General features: G+C 43.8%; 12 protein-coding genes and 2 pseudogenes. 4 read left to right on the plus strand and 10 right to left on the minus strand.

The window, feature by feature from the left end; all coding sequences use genetic code 11:
* Window positions 1–52 precede the first annotated feature (52 nt).
* The 5 genes and pseudogenes from LC048_RS15730 to hemE form a co-directional block, all read right to left on the minus strand.
* Window positions 53–2,269, minus strand: coding sequence for a YhgE/Pip domain-containing protein (locus LC048_RS15730; RefSeq protein ID WP_226599996.1), 2,217 nt, complete (start codon window positions 2,267–2,269; stop codon window positions 53–55).
* A 72-nt stretch (window positions 2,270–2,341) separates the two neighbouring features.
* Window positions 2,342–2,914, minus strand: coding sequence for a TetR/AcrR family transcriptional regulator (locus LC048_RS15735; protein ID WP_226599994.1), 573 nt, complete (start codon window positions 2,912–2,914; stop codon window positions 2,342–2,344).
* Between the two features lie 133 nt (window positions 2,915–3,047).
* Window positions 3,048–4,474 (minus strand): annotated as a pseudogene (gene hemY, locus LC048_RS15740) (protoporphyrinogen oxidase).
* Window positions 4,475–4,668: 194 nt separating this feature from the next.
* Window positions 4,669–5,589 (minus strand): annotated as a pseudogene (gene hemH / locus LC048_RS15745) (ferrochelatase); the annotation flags it as partial.
* A 90-nt stretch (window positions 5,590–5,679) separates the two neighbouring features.
* Complete coding sequence (gene hemE, locus LC048_RS15750) at window positions 5,680–6,726, minus strand: uroporphyrinogen decarboxylase (protein ID WP_226599987.1); 1,047 nt, start codon at window positions 6,724–6,726, stop codon at window positions 5,680–5,682.
* Between the two features lie 302 nt (window positions 6,727–7,028).
* Between hemE and LC048_RS15755 the strand changes: the two genes are divergently transcribed.
* A complete protein-coding gene (locus LC048_RS15755) occupies window positions 7,029–7,532 on the plus strand; it encodes an antibiotic biosynthesis monooxygenase family protein (protein WP_226599985.1) in 504 nt (167 codons plus the stop codon).
* Window positions 7,533–7,567: 35 nt separating this feature from the next.
* On the opposite strand, the gene LC048_RS15760 is transcribed toward LC048_RS15755, so the two are convergent.
* The 4 genes from LC048_RS15760 to LC048_RS15775 all read right to left on the minus strand — a co-directional run bounded on the left by LC048_RS15760 (window position 7,568) and on the right by LC048_RS15775 (window position 9,929).
* On the minus strand, window positions 7,568–8,209 hold the full coding sequence (locus tag LC048_RS15760) for a response regulator (protein WP_226599983.1): 642 nt from the start codon (window positions 8,207–8,209) through the stop codon (window positions 7,568–7,570).
* Window positions 8,209–9,243, minus strand: a complete 1,035-nt coding sequence (locus tag LC048_RS15765; RefSeq protein ID WP_226599982.1) for a HAMP domain-containing sensor histidine kinase — start codon at window positions 9,241–9,243, stop codon at window positions 8,209–8,211. The genes LC048_RS15760 and LC048_RS15765 overlap by 1 nt, the downstream gene beginning before the upstream one ends.
* A gap of 13 nt (window positions 9,244–9,256) precedes the next feature.
* Window positions 9,257–9,628 (minus strand): cell wall-active antibiotics response protein LiaF, encoded by a 372-nt coding sequence (gene liaF, locus LC048_RS15770; RefSeq protein WP_306048042.1) that lies wholly within the window; start codon window positions 9,626–9,628, stop codon window positions 9,257–9,259.
* 70 nt (window positions 9,629–9,698) lie between these two features.
* Window positions 9,699–9,929 (minus strand): LiaF transmembrane domain-containing protein, encoded by a 231-nt coding sequence (locus LC048_RS15775; RefSeq protein WP_306048044.1) that lies wholly within the window; start codon window positions 9,927–9,929, stop codon window positions 9,699–9,701.
* Between the two features lie 382 nt (window positions 9,930–10,311).
* Between LC048_RS15775 and LC048_RS15780 the strand changes: the two genes are divergently transcribed.
* From LC048_RS15780 to LC048_RS15790, 3 genes are all read left to right on the plus strand, one after another.
* On the plus strand, window positions 10,312–11,703 hold the full coding sequence (locus LC048_RS15780) for a hypothetical protein (RefSeq protein ID WP_306048046.1): 1,392 nt from the start codon (window positions 10,312–10,314) through the stop codon (window positions 11,701–11,703).
* Between the two features lie 154 nt (window positions 11,704–11,857).
* On the plus strand, window positions 11,858–13,066 hold the full coding sequence (locus tag LC048_RS15785; protein ID WP_306048048.1) for a M20 family metallopeptidase: 1,209 nt from the start codon (window positions 11,858–11,860) through the stop codon (window positions 13,064–13,066).
* A gap of 56 nt (window positions 13,067–13,122) precedes the next feature.
* The gene (locus LC048_RS15790) at window positions 13,123–13,308 is read left to right on the plus strand and encodes a hypothetical protein (RefSeq protein WP_226599976.1); all 186 of its coding nucleotides are present in this window, start codon (window positions 13,123–13,125) and stop codon (window positions 13,306–13,308) included.
* Between the two features lie 100 nt (window positions 13,309–13,408).
* On the opposite strand, the gene LC048_RS15795 is transcribed toward LC048_RS15790, so the two are convergent.
* Complete coding sequence (locus tag LC048_RS15795) at window positions 13,409–14,131, minus strand: EcsC family protein (RefSeq protein ID WP_226599975.1); 723 nt, start codon at window positions 14,129–14,131, stop codon at window positions 13,409–13,411.
* Between the last annotated feature and the right edge of the window lie 16 nt (window positions 14,132–14,147).

Raw genomic sequence — 14,147 nt, forward strand, 5'->3', positions numbered from 1 at the left:
TGCACGTAAAAAGCCAGCTCGTTTTATATAAACGGCTGGCTTCTTTTTTTGCTTATTTAACTAACATTGCGAATTTCCTTTTAAACATCCAGTGGAAGTATACGCCTGTACCTGCTGCGAGCAGTAAGAAATAAATGGCAAGTATTCCTGCATTTTGCCACATAAAACCAAAATCCCCGCTCGAGATGACAGCCTTGAATCCATGCACTGTATATGTCATTGGCAATAATGCATTGAACTTTTGCAAAAATCCTGGAATCAATTCCAATGGGAAAGTTCCTGCGCTTGTCGTAAGCTGAAGGATCAAGATGACGATAGCAACAAACCGTCCCGGATCTCCCATCAATGTAACTAGGAACTGAATCAATACAATAAATGTCAGACTTGTGATAATGGAGAAAGTCAGGAATAGCGGAATGCTTTCCACGTTTAAACCTAACCCGAAAAGTAAGATGACATCCGCTGCAAGTGCCTGCAGTACCCCGATTCCTGCCAATATGCCGAATTTGCTGAAGAACCAGCTTGCCCCGCTCGAAGGAACACCTGCTGGTTCCCTTAACGGGAAGACAATTGAAAGCAGCAAAGCGCCTACAAACAAGCCTAAAGATAAAAAGTATGGCGCAAAACCTGTTCCATAGTTTGGTACCGATTTGATTGTTTCACTTTCTAGCTTCACAGGTGCCGCCACCATGTTATAGGTATCCTGGCTAGGGTTGATTTTTGCTTCTTCCGCTCCATCCTTAAGCTTTACAGTAAGCTCTGATGTCCCATCTGCTACCTTGGAGTTGCCTTCAGACAATTCTCCGGCACCAGATGCCAGTTTGTCAGTTCCGTCCTTCATGGCTGCAGAACCAGCTGCCAGCTGATCCATTCCTCCCACAAGTTTAGAACTGCCATTCGCCAACTCAACAGAACCCGCTTTTGCCTCACTCAGCTTGTCACCGAACAGCTGGAGACCCGAATGGAACTCTTCTTGTCCTGCTGCCAGCTTTGCAGCACCTGTTTCAAGTTGTCCGCTGCCAGATGCGATTTGAGACATTCCCGCTTGCAGCTGACCTTGACCGGCTATGACTTCATTTAAGCCGGCTGATATTTTCTCTGATCCTGCAGCCAGTTCACCTGCTGAGCTTGAGAGCCGAGCAGTTCCCTGTTCAAGAGTGGCACTGCCTTCTTCCAATTGTTTAAGCGCATCGGCTAGCTTTTGAAAAGAAGCAAGCTCATTTTGTTTAGAAGAATCTGCTGATAGTGCAGGCGCCATCGCCTCCATTTGTCTTTGCAGCTCTTGAATGCCAGCATGAAGTTGAGATGCTCCACCGGCCGCATTATCAGCCCCATTTTTCCAAACTTTCAGGTTCTGGCTGAGATTTTCAGATCCTTGTTCAAGTTGTTTTGTACCATCAATCATTGCTGGAATCTTGCTGTTCGCTTGATCTATACCTGCTTTTATTTCCGAAGCTCCTGAAAGTAAATCTTCCTGGCCTGTCAAAAGTTGACCCGAAGCATCTTCCAGCTTGGTTTCTCCTTCCTCCAATTGGCCCATTCCGCTGGCTAACTTTCCTGCTCCATTTGCAAGCTCTTTTGTTCCGTAATTAGCAGAATTCATCCCCTGGTTGAATTCAATCGATTTGCTCGCGAGAACGGACAGGTTATCATAAAGCTGCTGGCTTCCATCTTTTAGCTTAACCGCACCATCATTCAGATCCGCCGCTCCGTCACTCGCTTTGCCAAGGCCATCTGCCAATTCACCGATCTTCTCAAACATGGTTTCAGCATAAGTTTCAGAAACCTTCTCAGAGACGGAAGCTTTTATTCTTTCAGCTGCTGTTTCACCAATCTGAGCTGATAAGAAATTGAAACTTTCATTAGGCATATAAACAAGTTCAAGCTTTTTTGGATGCTCATCCATTAAGGTTGTTGCATTCTCAGAAAAGTCTTTCGGAATTTTGATCAGCATATAATATTTTTGCTGTTGCAGACCTTTTATCCCTTTTTCTTCGGACACAAATTCAAAACCGAAGTCCTGGTTCTCTTTTAATTTTCCAACTAAATCATCCCCGAGCTCCAGCTTCTTTCCGTCAATCGTTGAACCTGAATCTCCATTGACAACTGCTACAGGCAAATCTGTCAGATGTTCATATGGATCCCAGAATGCCCACAAAAACATCCCACTGTACAGGACTGGGATAAACAGGACGGCGATGATTGGTATAAGAAGCTTTTTATTTCGGAAAATAGCAAGCAATTCTTGAGTAAATAATCTATTTTTCATGTTGTCCTCCTCGTTGTAAATAATGACCATTTTGTTCATTTAGTCAATTTTAAGCTAGAAATAAGGATTATCTTATTGAGACAATCCTCTGAAAATATAGAACTCAAATAACTCTGAGATTTTTTCTTTTTCAAGTGGCTCGTTCTTTTTTTCCCAATCAAAGATTAGCGCAATATAAAGCTTCATCATGATGAAAGCAGTAATCTCAGGATCACATTCCTTAATTTCACCTTTTTCGACTGCTTGGATTACTCTCTCTTTAATCGAGCTCAGGATAGCAGATTCTAATTTATCCATAACCTCCAGAACGGCTGGTGTTCCTATATCACGTGCTTCCTGCGAAAGCTTTATGGTTAGCTGGTGTCTTTTACGAAACTCCAGCAGCCGATACAAAGCTCTATGAACATTTTCATAAAAAGAATCTGCAGGATTTACTGCCTCATTTGCGACTACTTTCATTTCTTTGATCAGACTGTTAATGATTTCATCGAAAAGCTGTTCTTTATTTTTGAAAAAGGTATAGATTGTCCCTTTACCAACGTTCGCCAGCTTTGCCACCTGATCAATCGTAGTTGCCTTATATCCATATAGCGAAAAAGAGTTGGTGGCGGCATCAATAATCTGCTGTCTTCGGTCCATTGCCATAATAACCTCCTTATAAAATGACCAAATGAGTAAAACGGTCAGTATGTCAGAAAATAACTTATCACATATTTTACACTATAGCAAGCGTGTATGCTGTGAAAACCAAAATAAAAAACCCTAAAAGGGTTTTTTATCAGTTAAGCTTCAAAAATGCCAGGATCTTTTCCACGGCGGCTTCTCCCTGGTCAATGCAGTCTGGAAGGCTGACTCCTTCATAGGAGCTTCCCCCAACGAAGACACCTGGAAGCTCACCTGCCAGGTCATTCTTCAGGTTTGCGACCCTAATCTTATGTCCGACAGTGTATTGCGGCATTGCCTCTTTCCATCGGGAAACCACTGCAAAGTCAGGCTGTGCCTGAATATCCATCGTTTTATTCAAGTCCTCAAGAGCAATTTTAATGATTTCATCGTCCGAAAGTTCAACAATTGCCTCGTCACCTGGTCTGCCAACATAAAGACGGAGCAATACTTTTCCCTCAGGAGAAGTATGTGGCCATTTTTTATGTGTCCAGGTGCAGGCAGTGATTGTATAATCACTATTCCTCGATACAACGAATCCTGTACCATCAATATCTTCTTTTATGACACTTTCCGGGAATGCCATCGCCACTGTAGCTACGGACGTTGAAGGCATGCTGCGGAATGGATCAAAAATATGTTCATGGTCCGAAAACATATGCAGTGCAGCTTCATGTGGCGCAGATACGAAAATGCTATCTGCGTCCAGTGTTTCCCCGCTGCTCAGCCTTAGCCCGGTAACCGTCTTCCTGCTTGCTTACTTTATCGACCCTGATCCCTTTTATCACAGAACCTGGTTCGAGCTTCGACTCAATGGCATCGACAAAAGATTGCAAGCCTGAAGTTACCGTCAGGAACATTCCCTTTTTCTTGGCTGGCCTGCCCGGTATCAGAATGCTTCTTTTTCGCCGTGGTAGTCGTTTTCTTTGTGCCAAGAATCAGGCTCCCGTATTTCTGCTCCACCTGATAGAATTGCGGGAAAGTAGATAATAGACTCATGTTATCAATATCCCCGGCATAGATACCGGAGAGCAGGGGCTCGATAAGATTTTCAACGACTTCATCGCCAAGCCTTCGGCGGAAAAATTCCCCTAGTGACTGATCACCTTCCACCTTGGAAGGCGGCATAAAGAAGTCCCCTGCAGCGCGGAACTTACCTGGCCATGAAAACAGGCCTGTAGTAACAAAAGGGGCGATTTGTGTAGGGATCCCCATCACTGATCCGCCAGGCATTGGGTGGAGCTTGTCCTTCACTAACACATACGATTTCCCCGTACTGTTATTGACTAATTTATCACCTAATCCTACTTCCCTGGCGAGTCGTCCTGCACTTTCTTTTCTTTCCAGGAAAGAATCCGGTCCTCTTTCAATTACAAAGCCATCTTTAACATACGTTTGCATTTTCCCGCCAACACGATGAGAGGCTTCAACCAGTTTCACATCAAGCGAAAGCTGGTTCTCCTTCGCATGTTTTTGCAAATAGTATGCGGCTGCCAAACCAGTAATGCCGCCACCTACGATTACAACTCTCTTCTTTTCTATCAAGGTAAATCGCCTTCTTTAAGTAGTTTTAGCGAGGTTCTTTTTGTAAACTTTGCTGCTATCAACATGTATGGATACTAACTTAATTCAGAAGTCTCTTCGAAAAGAGCAAGGATTCCATTATTGATGCGGTTTTTAGAACATGTACGAAAGCCACAATCAATGCGAAAACATTCTAATCTTAAGTTGACAGCTTCTTTTAAAATAACATCTGCCATTGCATCAATGAATTCCGGCTCTGTATTTGGCATTGCCGGCCTGTAATAGCTGGCTCCGATCTCATCTGTTACAATCTTGCATTCGTAATCATTGTCATAAAGTACTTCCAGATGGTCGGAAACAAAACCCGCCGGCACATAAACAAACGCTTTAAATCCATTTGCCTCGAAAAGATCTCTCGTCAAGTCCTGGACGTCTGGACCTAGCCATGGCTCAGGTGTATTTCCTGCACTTTGCCAGCCCACCGCGTAATTTTGAACATTGGCCTGTTTGGCGATCAGATCAGCTGTTTCTTTTAATTGTTCAGGATATGGGTCTCCCATTTGGAGAATCTTCTCTGGAAGGCTGTGCGCTGAAACAATCAATACTGCGTTCTCGCGCTCATCAGCAGGCATTTCAGCAAATGTTTTACTTACTCTGTCTGACCAATACTTGATGAATTTCGACTCGCCATACCACTGTTCTACCGATACAATTTCAGGTCCGCCTAATTTTGCCGCTTCTTCCTTTGCGCGTCCATTATAGGACTTCACGCTGAAGGTGGAGAAGTGCGGAGCCAGTACAATGCTGACTGCTTCTTCAATGCCGTCATCATGCATTTGCTTAACGGCATCCTCGATGAACGGCTCGATATGCTTCAGCCCAAGATACAATTTAAATTCAATTTCATCCTGGATGCTGTTCAAATGCTGCTCAAGCTTCTCACCCTGCAGAGCGGTGATTTTCGCAAGTGGAGAAATTCCTCCAATGGCTTCATAACGCTGTTTTAAGTCCTCAAGCATTTCCGGTGACGGAGTGCGTCCGCGCCGGATATGGGTATAATATCGTTCAATATCTTCTTCTTTGTAGGGTGTGCCATATGCCATCACAAGCAAACCCATTTTTTTCTTTGTCATGATTGCACCTCTTTTTCGTGTCTCTAAGCATCTATTCTGCCAAAAACAAGACCATTTTACCAAATGTAATGCGCTGAAGCAGAATAGAAACTATTTACCTAGTTTTGAGGCAGAGTACTCATGGATAAAGGCAGTCAGCTTTTTCAATGTTTCCGGATTAACGGATGGGAATACTCCATGGCCAAGGTTAAAGATGTAACCTGGCTGTGCCATACCCTGATCAAGGATAGCCTTAGCCTTTTCTTCGATTACTTCCCAAGGAGCAAGCAAGATCGCAGGGTCCAGATTACCCATGACCGTTTTCTGAATGCCAAGCTCACGAGCTTCGTTAATTTGCAGACGCCAATCCAATCCCACTACATCAAGCGGAAGATCGTTCCACTCCATGGCAAGGTGGCTTGCACCAACACCGAACATGATCAATGGAACATTTTCATTCTTCAGTTCAGAAAAAATCCTGTTCATTACTGGCTTGATGAACGTACGGTAATCCTGGACATTCAGTGCACCTACCCATGAATCAAAAATCTGGATAGCTTTTACTCCAGCCTTGATTTGTGACTTCACATATGTAATTACCATATCGCCAAGCTTCTCCATCAGTGCGAACCAGGCTTCTGGCTGGGCGTACATGAATGCCTTTGTTTTGTTGTAATTCTTTGAAGGGCCGCCTTCGATCATATAGCTTGCAAGCGTGAATGGTGCTCCTGAGAAGCCGATCAATGGGACAGACAGCTGTTCTTCTGTAAGAAGCTTAATCGTGTCAAGCACGTAAGGAATATCTGATTCAGGTTTAATCTTACCCAGCTTTTCAACATCAGCCAATGATTTTACTGGATTGGAAATAACAGGTCCGATGCCTGTTTTAATTTCCACATCCACGCCCATAGCTGGAAGCGGAGTCATGATATCCTTATAAAGGATAGCTGCATCTACTCCATATTGCTCAACCGGCAGCCTTGTCACATAAGCACAAAGTTCAGGCTGATGCGTAATTTCGAACAATGAATATTTTTCCTTGATTTCTCTATATTCAGGCTGGGACCTTCCAGCTTGTCTCATATACCAGACAGGAACGTGATCTGTTTTTTCTCCTCTGGCTGCTTTTAAGAATGTATCGTTAATCATCTTGCTCATTGGGGGAAATCCACCTTTCAATAATGTCTGTATTCCATTGTAATATAAAAGGAATAAAATAAAAAACAACTATTTTCCAAATCGTATCCGTGATCATCCGCTATTTCATGTAAAGTACAAACTATATACACTATATCGTTTTTAGCAACCGATTTCATAGCATACGCTTTAAATTGTTAAAAATTTGACGAAATTTGCTTTTAGTTACTCTATAAAAGGGAAAACAGATGATAGCTTGGGTTTATCAGTATACACATTGTATAATAGAAGCTGAGTACTTTTAATAAAAATGAGGTGAGAATATGAATCTATATATTACATCGGGAACTCCAGATTTTTTATTGAAATTGAAAGAGAAGCATTCAGGCGAAACCATGATATTGATGAACAATAATCAATCGTCGCTCCTTGTTCATGAGACTGGCAAGAAAACAGTGTTCAGTTCTCCAAGAAAGTACGAAGTGATTGATTCCTCTGGTTCACTAGACCATGAAGGGTTCGCTGTTTTCAACAATATCCCCGTAACAGATGAAGGTCGGCCTCTCTTTGAAGACCGATTCTTGAACAGGCCGAGACTGATTGAGAAGGAACCCGGTTTCGTCGCTATTCGCGTGCTGCGTCCCTTGAGTTCAAACACATACATCATTATGACAATCTGGGAAAATGAAGGAGCATTCGAAAACTGGCAAAAATCGAAGGCTTATGAAAATGCACATAAAAAACGCGGCACAGAGGCAGGAATAGATGCCAGACCGAATATTTTTGAGAGTGCATCCTATGTTTCGAAATACTATATAGAAAAATAGAAGATGGGAGGGGCCGAAGGGCACCCTCCCATTTTTTATGAGGTTTTTATCAAACCGTTTCGATTGGCATAAACCGCAGCCTGAGTCCTGTCGGATAAACCGAGTTTACCAAGAATGTTTGAAACATGGGTCTTGACCGTTTTTACACCTATGAATAACTCCTCGCTGATTTGTTGGTTTGTCATTCCTTCACCAATGCACTTCAGGACTTCTATCTCCCGTTCTGTCAGTTCATCGTGAGGTTTGCGCTCCTGCGGCCTTAGTCTTTTCATCATCCTATCGGCCACTTTGGGTTCAATGACAGTTTCTCCTCTGGATGCTTTTTCTATCGCCTTGATGACTTCTGATGCGGACGCTGTTTTTAGCATATAGCTGAATGCTCCTGCCTCAATGGCCGGAAAAACCTGTTCATCGTCATAAAAGCTAGTGATGATGATGATTTTGCATTCCGGATAAAAACTTAGGATCTCCCTGGTTGCCTCAATCCCCGAGCCATTTTCCATTAACAGGTCCATCAGGACAACCTCTGGCTTTGTATCCTTTACAAGTGAAACTGCCTTTTTTCCCCCATCTGCTTCTCCGACAATCTCGATTGCTGGCTCGGTCTCCAAATAGGAAATAATGCCTTTTCTGACCATGTCATGATCATCTACTACCACAACCCTTATTTTATCCATTACTCTTCCCTCCTCAAAGCCGGAATCCGTATTTCAATATATGTTCCTTCATTCGTTTTTGAACGAATATTATATGTACCGCCAATTTGTTCACACCGTTCCCTCATCGTCTTAAGGCCGTATGATGCCATCTTTTCTTCGTGGATGTCGAAGCCTTTTCCATCGTCACCGATATACAGATGAATGTATCGGTTCTCTTCTGTAAGCATCAATTTCACCTTGGTCGCATCAGCATGGCGCAGGATATTCGATAGAGCTTCCTGGACAATCCTGAATATATGCTCTTCCGCAGCTTGCGAAAGATGTTCGATTTCATCGACACTAGCTTCGAATGCCAGGTTCGTTTTTTGCTTCAGTTCCTTGATCAACTTAATGATTCCTTCACACAAGCTCTCCCCGCTCAATTGGACAGGCCTTAGATGAAGAAGAAGCGCCCTCATTTCCCCTTGAGCTTTGCCCGCTATCTCAGAAATTTGCTCTAACTGCTGCCTTGCCTTCTCTGGATCCTTGTCGAACCATCTTAGTGAAGCAGATGACATCATGCTGAGCGCGAATAGCTGCTGGCTGACTACGTCATGCAGATCCCTGGCGAGCCTCTGTCTTTCCTCCATGGTCGCGGCGGTCTTTGCCGTCTTTGATAGCTCTGTTTTTTCTTCTGCAAGCCGCTGCAATGAATGGACCTGGTCCTGGAGGTATTCAGATAACTGATTGAGCTCCTCGGAAATGAGCCCGATCTCATCTTTTTCATCTGTTTGGATTCTTTCGGTAAATTTGCCTCGGCGCAATGCGGCGATAAATAGCAAGATGTCGCCCAGACGACCTTTTATTACATAGCTCCCCCGGATACTGAAGTAAAATCCAGCAGCTCCCATGATGACAAAGCTATACAGCCAGAACCAGAAAGTCATTACAGTGGAAAGGCCGCTGTCTGGCACAAGGAATAAAAAGACTTGCAGGCCGATGAACAGGATGAGGGAAGTTATGAAAGCCATCATCAAGAACGTTTGGATAAACCATAATCGAATACTTTTCATTTACTTCTTCCCCCTAAACCCGATCAATCCTTACCGAACCGATTTTTAATTCTATTGTGATGTTCAACTTTCTAACAGCATCATCATAATCATCGGATTTATATGCAATTACGTGCTTTACTTGTTCCTGGTCATAATCGAACATCTTTACTTCTCCGACGCCTATCACGGCATTAATTTTCACAGGCACATCCTCTGGAATGAGCATTTTCACTTCACCAACCCATCCTCTCACCCTTACAGGCGTTTCCTTGTCAGGAATGAAGCCTTTGCTGAAGTCGATAAAATATTCACCGACCATATTGTATAAATCCATCGGTTCGACTGCCCAGTTTTGTTTCTTGAAGGTCACCTTTCCAACAGATACTCCTCTTATACGCTTCACTGAATGCTCTTCAGTTTCAAGTGTATCTTGTTTGATACTGGAAGCATCCGTATCAAAAATGATTTTAATTTTATTTTTTTTTAAAAATCATGGCAAACCCAAAGTAAATTAACAACAACGGCCAAAGCTTCCACACGTCAAGAAAATCAAAAACAAACAAATCAAACCGATCCATGATCAACAATGAAGAAAAAACCAACACAAAGGCTCCCCACCCAAACTGTCGGCGGAATAATGCCACCAATCCATACAACAACATTACAAAAGGATAGGTTACGACAAAAAGCTCTTTTATTTCCAAGGAAATGACACCTAAATTAAATAGCAGCAGAATAACTCCTAAGCCTGATAGTATGACAGCCAAAGCTATCTGATTCATAGATCGAGTACGCAACAATTTCCCCTTCTTTCTTCCTATCCTAATCTCTTATTCTTTTCTTCACATGAAAATCCCTTTTTTTCATAAATGTTTCTCTACTACCTTAAGTACTATCTTATAAGATGAAACGAAAGTGTACGCCCCTCTAAAGAAGCTTTTCCCCTCCGCCTTGAGACTGATAAAAAATTCTTCAAAACTCCTCACACCTTTCCGCAGCCATCATATCCTGTAGTACTCAATTAGGAAATTTGCCTATATTACAGCAAAGGTAACCAGGAGGTCATTTAGAAAGGAGAAATAGGCTATGTCAATAGAATTAACGGCACTTCATGGAATATATGTTTTATTCATTTTCCTGATTATCGGTTTCATGGTCATGAAAAGAGACACAACCCTTATTTCGATTGCTGGTATCTTTTTGTTGGCCATCGTCGCTACAGGATCATTAAGCGGATCGATCAGCAGCATATTCAATAGTTTTATCTATGCGATTACCGAGCTTTTGCCTACTATTCTCGTCATTTCGATTATCGTGGCGATGAGCAGGACACTTACGGTGACCGGTATCAACGATGCAATGATTTCCCCATTTGCGAGGTTGATCAAAACGCCAGCGCTCGCTTATTGGACGATTGGTATTGTCATGATGGTTATATCCTGGTTCTTCTGGCCTTCCCCTGCGGTGACCTTGATGGGGGCAGTTCTTTTACCGGTTGCAGTCAGAGTCGGACTGCCTGCGCTTGGGGTAGCAGTCGCAATGAACCTCTTTGGGCACGGAATCGCGCTTTCAGGGGACTTTGTCATCCAGGCTGCTCCAAAACTTACGGCAGATGCTGCTGGCATTCCTGTCAGTTCGGTGGTTCAGGCTAGCATCCCGCTGGTCATTGTGATGGGTGTAGTCACAACGGTCACTGCTTTCTATCTATTAAAAAGAGATATGAAAAACGGCACATTAAAAGGTGGCGGCAAACTGGAAGTTGAGTTAGATCATACAAGTGACCCAAGCTTGCTATCAGACGGTTCCAGGAAATTTTTCGCCATTCTGATTCCGGTTTTATTTGCAGCGGATGTCGCAGCCATGTCCGTTCTAAACTTGCAGGGCGGCGATGCCACAGCGCTGGTTGGAGGGACCTCGATTTTCATACTTCTGCTCATTTCACTCGCAGCTCATAAAAACAAAGGACTTGAAAAAACAACCAGTTACCTTATCGAAGGATTCCAGTTTGGTTTCAAGGTTTTTGGTGCCGTCATCCCAATCGCCGCATTCTTCTATCTTGGGGATTCAGGCTTTACAAAAATAATTGGTGAATTTCTTCCAGAAACTTCACAGGGTATTGTAAATGACCTCGGAGTGGCCCTTGCTTCTGTCGTCCCACTCAGCGCTGAAGTTGGTGCCATAACCCTAACAACTGTAGGAGCAATTACAGGTCTTGATGGATCCGGCTTTTCTGGAATTTCACTTGCCGGCTCGGTGGCAGGGATTTTCTCGACTGCCATAGGCGCAGGAGCTGCTACTTTGACGGCCCTTGGACAAATTGCTGCCATATGGGTCGGCGGCGGTACCCTAGTTCCATGGGCATTGATTCCAGCAGCCGCAATTTGCGGTGTGGATCCTTTCGAATTAGCGAGAAGGAATCTTCTTCCGGTCACAATCGGCCTGATCGTCACCACGATTGTGGCAATGTTCCTGATATAGCTTAAAACACTGGATGCCACTCAAGTGGCTCCATTTATATACGAAGCTTCCTTTATTGGGAGCTTCTTTTGCTATGATTCTAAAATGTCTTTAATCTATATTTGTGCTATAATTATTTAAATTATCTAACTATTTTACATAAGGAGTGAATCAATTGCAGGATCAACTTTTTAAAAAGATCGAAAACCTTTATCCGGAAATGGTGGAAATCCGCCGTTATATGCACCAACATCCTGAATTGTCTTTCCAGGAAGTGAACACAGCACAATATATTCAATCGTATTACGAAAAGCTGGGGGCGGAGGTGCGCGCTAATGTTGGCGGCAATGGAGTGGTTGCAAAAATCCGCGGTGCAAAGCCCGGAAAAACAGTCGCACTTAGAGCTGATTTTGATGCCCTGCCGATCCAGGACGAGAAGGATGTACCATATAGATCATTAGTTCCCGGTGTGATGCATGCATGCGGCCATGATGGCCACACAGCGACATTATTGGTGCTTGCAAAGGTACTGTATGAAAACAGGGAAAATTTGCAGGGAACGTATGTGATGATTCACCAGCATGCTGAGGAATACGCACCAGGCGGCGCGATTTCAATGATAAATGATGGCTGTCTTGAAGACGTGGATGTGATATTCGGTACCCATCTGTGGGCCACAGAACCTACGGGAACCATCCAATACAGGATTGGACCCATCATGGCAGCAGCGGACCGATTTGAAATAGCAATCCAGGGGAAAGGTGGACACGGCGCCCAGCCGCATAAGACAAAGGATGCCATTGTTACTGGAGCACAGCTGGTTTCGACCTTACAGCAAATTGTAAGCAGACGTGTTGACCCTGTCGATTCCGCCGTTGTGACCGTCGGTTCTTTCGTTGCGGAAAATGCCTTTAATGTAATTGCTGATAAAGCAAAGCTGATTGGCACAGTACGGACATTCAACGAATCAACGCGGGATTTCATCGCAGTAGAAATTGAAAAAGTAGTTCATGGCACCTGTCTGGCAACAGACTGCACCTATGATTACCAGTATGAAAAAGGGTATCCAGCCGTCGTCAACCATGCAGCAGAAACTGAGTTCCTGATTGACTGCGCTACAAAAGTACCTGAAGTGATAAAGATTGAAGAAAGTGATCTTCAAATGGGGGGCGAGGACTTTTCCTACTATCTTAAGCATGTTAAAGGGACCTTCTTTTTTACCGGAGCGAAGCCGGAAACAGACGGGTCGTACCCTCATCATCACCCTAAATTCGATTTTGACGAAAAAGCGATGGTCATTGCGGCAAAAACTCTTTGTGCAGCCGCACTGAACTATCAAAACCAGGAACAGTATAAACAAGAAAAACGTGAAACATTAGCATAAGAAACAAAAAGCACAAGCGCCTCGTTCAGCCCCGACAAGCGCTGGAGGGCCTGACAGTGAAGTCGTTCTTTGACTTCATTGGCAGGACCGAAATCGAAAAGTATAGCCGACTGTCCAGAAACGCAGAAACTGGAGACTCCGACAAAGAAGCGCTTTTTGCTTCTGCCGGCGGAGTTGAAGTTTCGGAGTTTCTAGGAGGCGACACTAGACTAGCGTCTCCAGGAGTTAGGAGCCGCAGCTAGACTAGCGTCTCGAGGGGCTAGGCGCTGGAGCTAGATTAAGAACACCCTAAATATGTCACCTACAACATAATTATTTAGTCAGGCCAAACACCTCCGCATCTTATAGTTGCGGAGGTGTTTTCAGGATTCTAATCCTATAAGCATTCATCGCTGTTTCCCCAAGCTGGTCGAGCAGATTGTAATTGGCATAAGCTCCTATAACAGCCCCAATCCCGGGCATCAGCTGCAGCATTTTGGCAAAGTCGATATAGTCTCTGTATTCCTGCTGAAATTGCTGCCAATCCAGCTCCGTCAGTTCAGCTTTCCTTTCTTCCCAGTTCTCAATCAAATCCAATGTCTGCTTTCGATGGTCATCACTTGAAAAAGCCAGCTGGAAAACATAAAGGATGAACAGCCTTTCTTCATATCTTGAAGGGTCATAACCATATACTGAGGCAGCCTCGAAAAGAAATTTCATTTTTATCGATAAAAGCAGTGGAAAATCTGCCATTCCGAGCAGTATACCCCCTGCTCCAGTTCCAGCCCCTTCGACAGCCGCTGTCCTCTTGTAGGCAGACAGCTTTTTATAAAGCTCCTGGTCTTTCTCAGAAAGTGTTAGTCCTGTTCCCTGCTGCTTTTTCGTCGTGTAATTCGATCCCGCCAAAGTTGCCTTGACCATATTCTTGATACTTTCTGTCAAGAATTGATGAACTCTATCTGGAATCAACTGATTCACTTTCGTCTGCGCTTTCTTCGAAGCCCGAGCCAAAAGGCTAGAACGTTTATTCAGCTTCCGCTTAAAGGCGAGGACCTCTTCATATGCATTCAACTCATATTCATTCAAAGCATTCACCCCTTGC

This window comes from Mesobacillus subterraneus (assembly GCF_020524355.2).
Taxonomy (GTDB): Bacteria; Bacillota; Bacilli; order Bacillales; family Cytobacillaceae; genus Mesobacillus; species Mesobacillus subterraneus_C.

Excerpts from the sequence above, each read along its gene's own strand:
- LC048_RS15730 (WP_226599996.1), bottom strand. The coding sequence starts at position 2,269 with ATGAAAAATAGATTATTTACTCAAGAATTGCTTGCTATTTTCCGAAAT.
- LC048_RS15735 (WP_226599994.1), bottom strand. The coding sequence starts at position 2,914 with ATGGCAATGGACCGAAGACAGCAGATTATTGATGCCGCCACCAACTCT.
- hemE (WP_226599987.1), bottom strand. The coding sequence starts at position 6,726 with ATGAGCAAGATGATTAACGATACATTCTTAAAAGCAGCCAGAGGAGAA.
- LC048_RS15755 (WP_226599985.1), top strand. The coding sequence starts at position 7,029 with ATGAATCTATATATTACATCGGGAACTCCAGATTTTTTATTGAAATTG.
- LC048_RS15760 (WP_226599983.1), bottom strand. The coding sequence starts at position 8,209 with ATGGATAAAATAAGGGTTGTGGTAGTAGATGATCATGACATGGTCAGA.
- LC048_RS15765 (WP_226599982.1), bottom strand. The coding sequence starts at position 9,243 with ATGAAAAGTATTCGATTATGGTTTATCCAAACGTTCTTGATGATGGCT.
- LC048_RS15780 (WP_306048046.1), top strand. The coding sequence starts at position 10,312 with ATGTCAATAGAATTAACGGCACTTCATGGAATATATGTTTTATTCATT.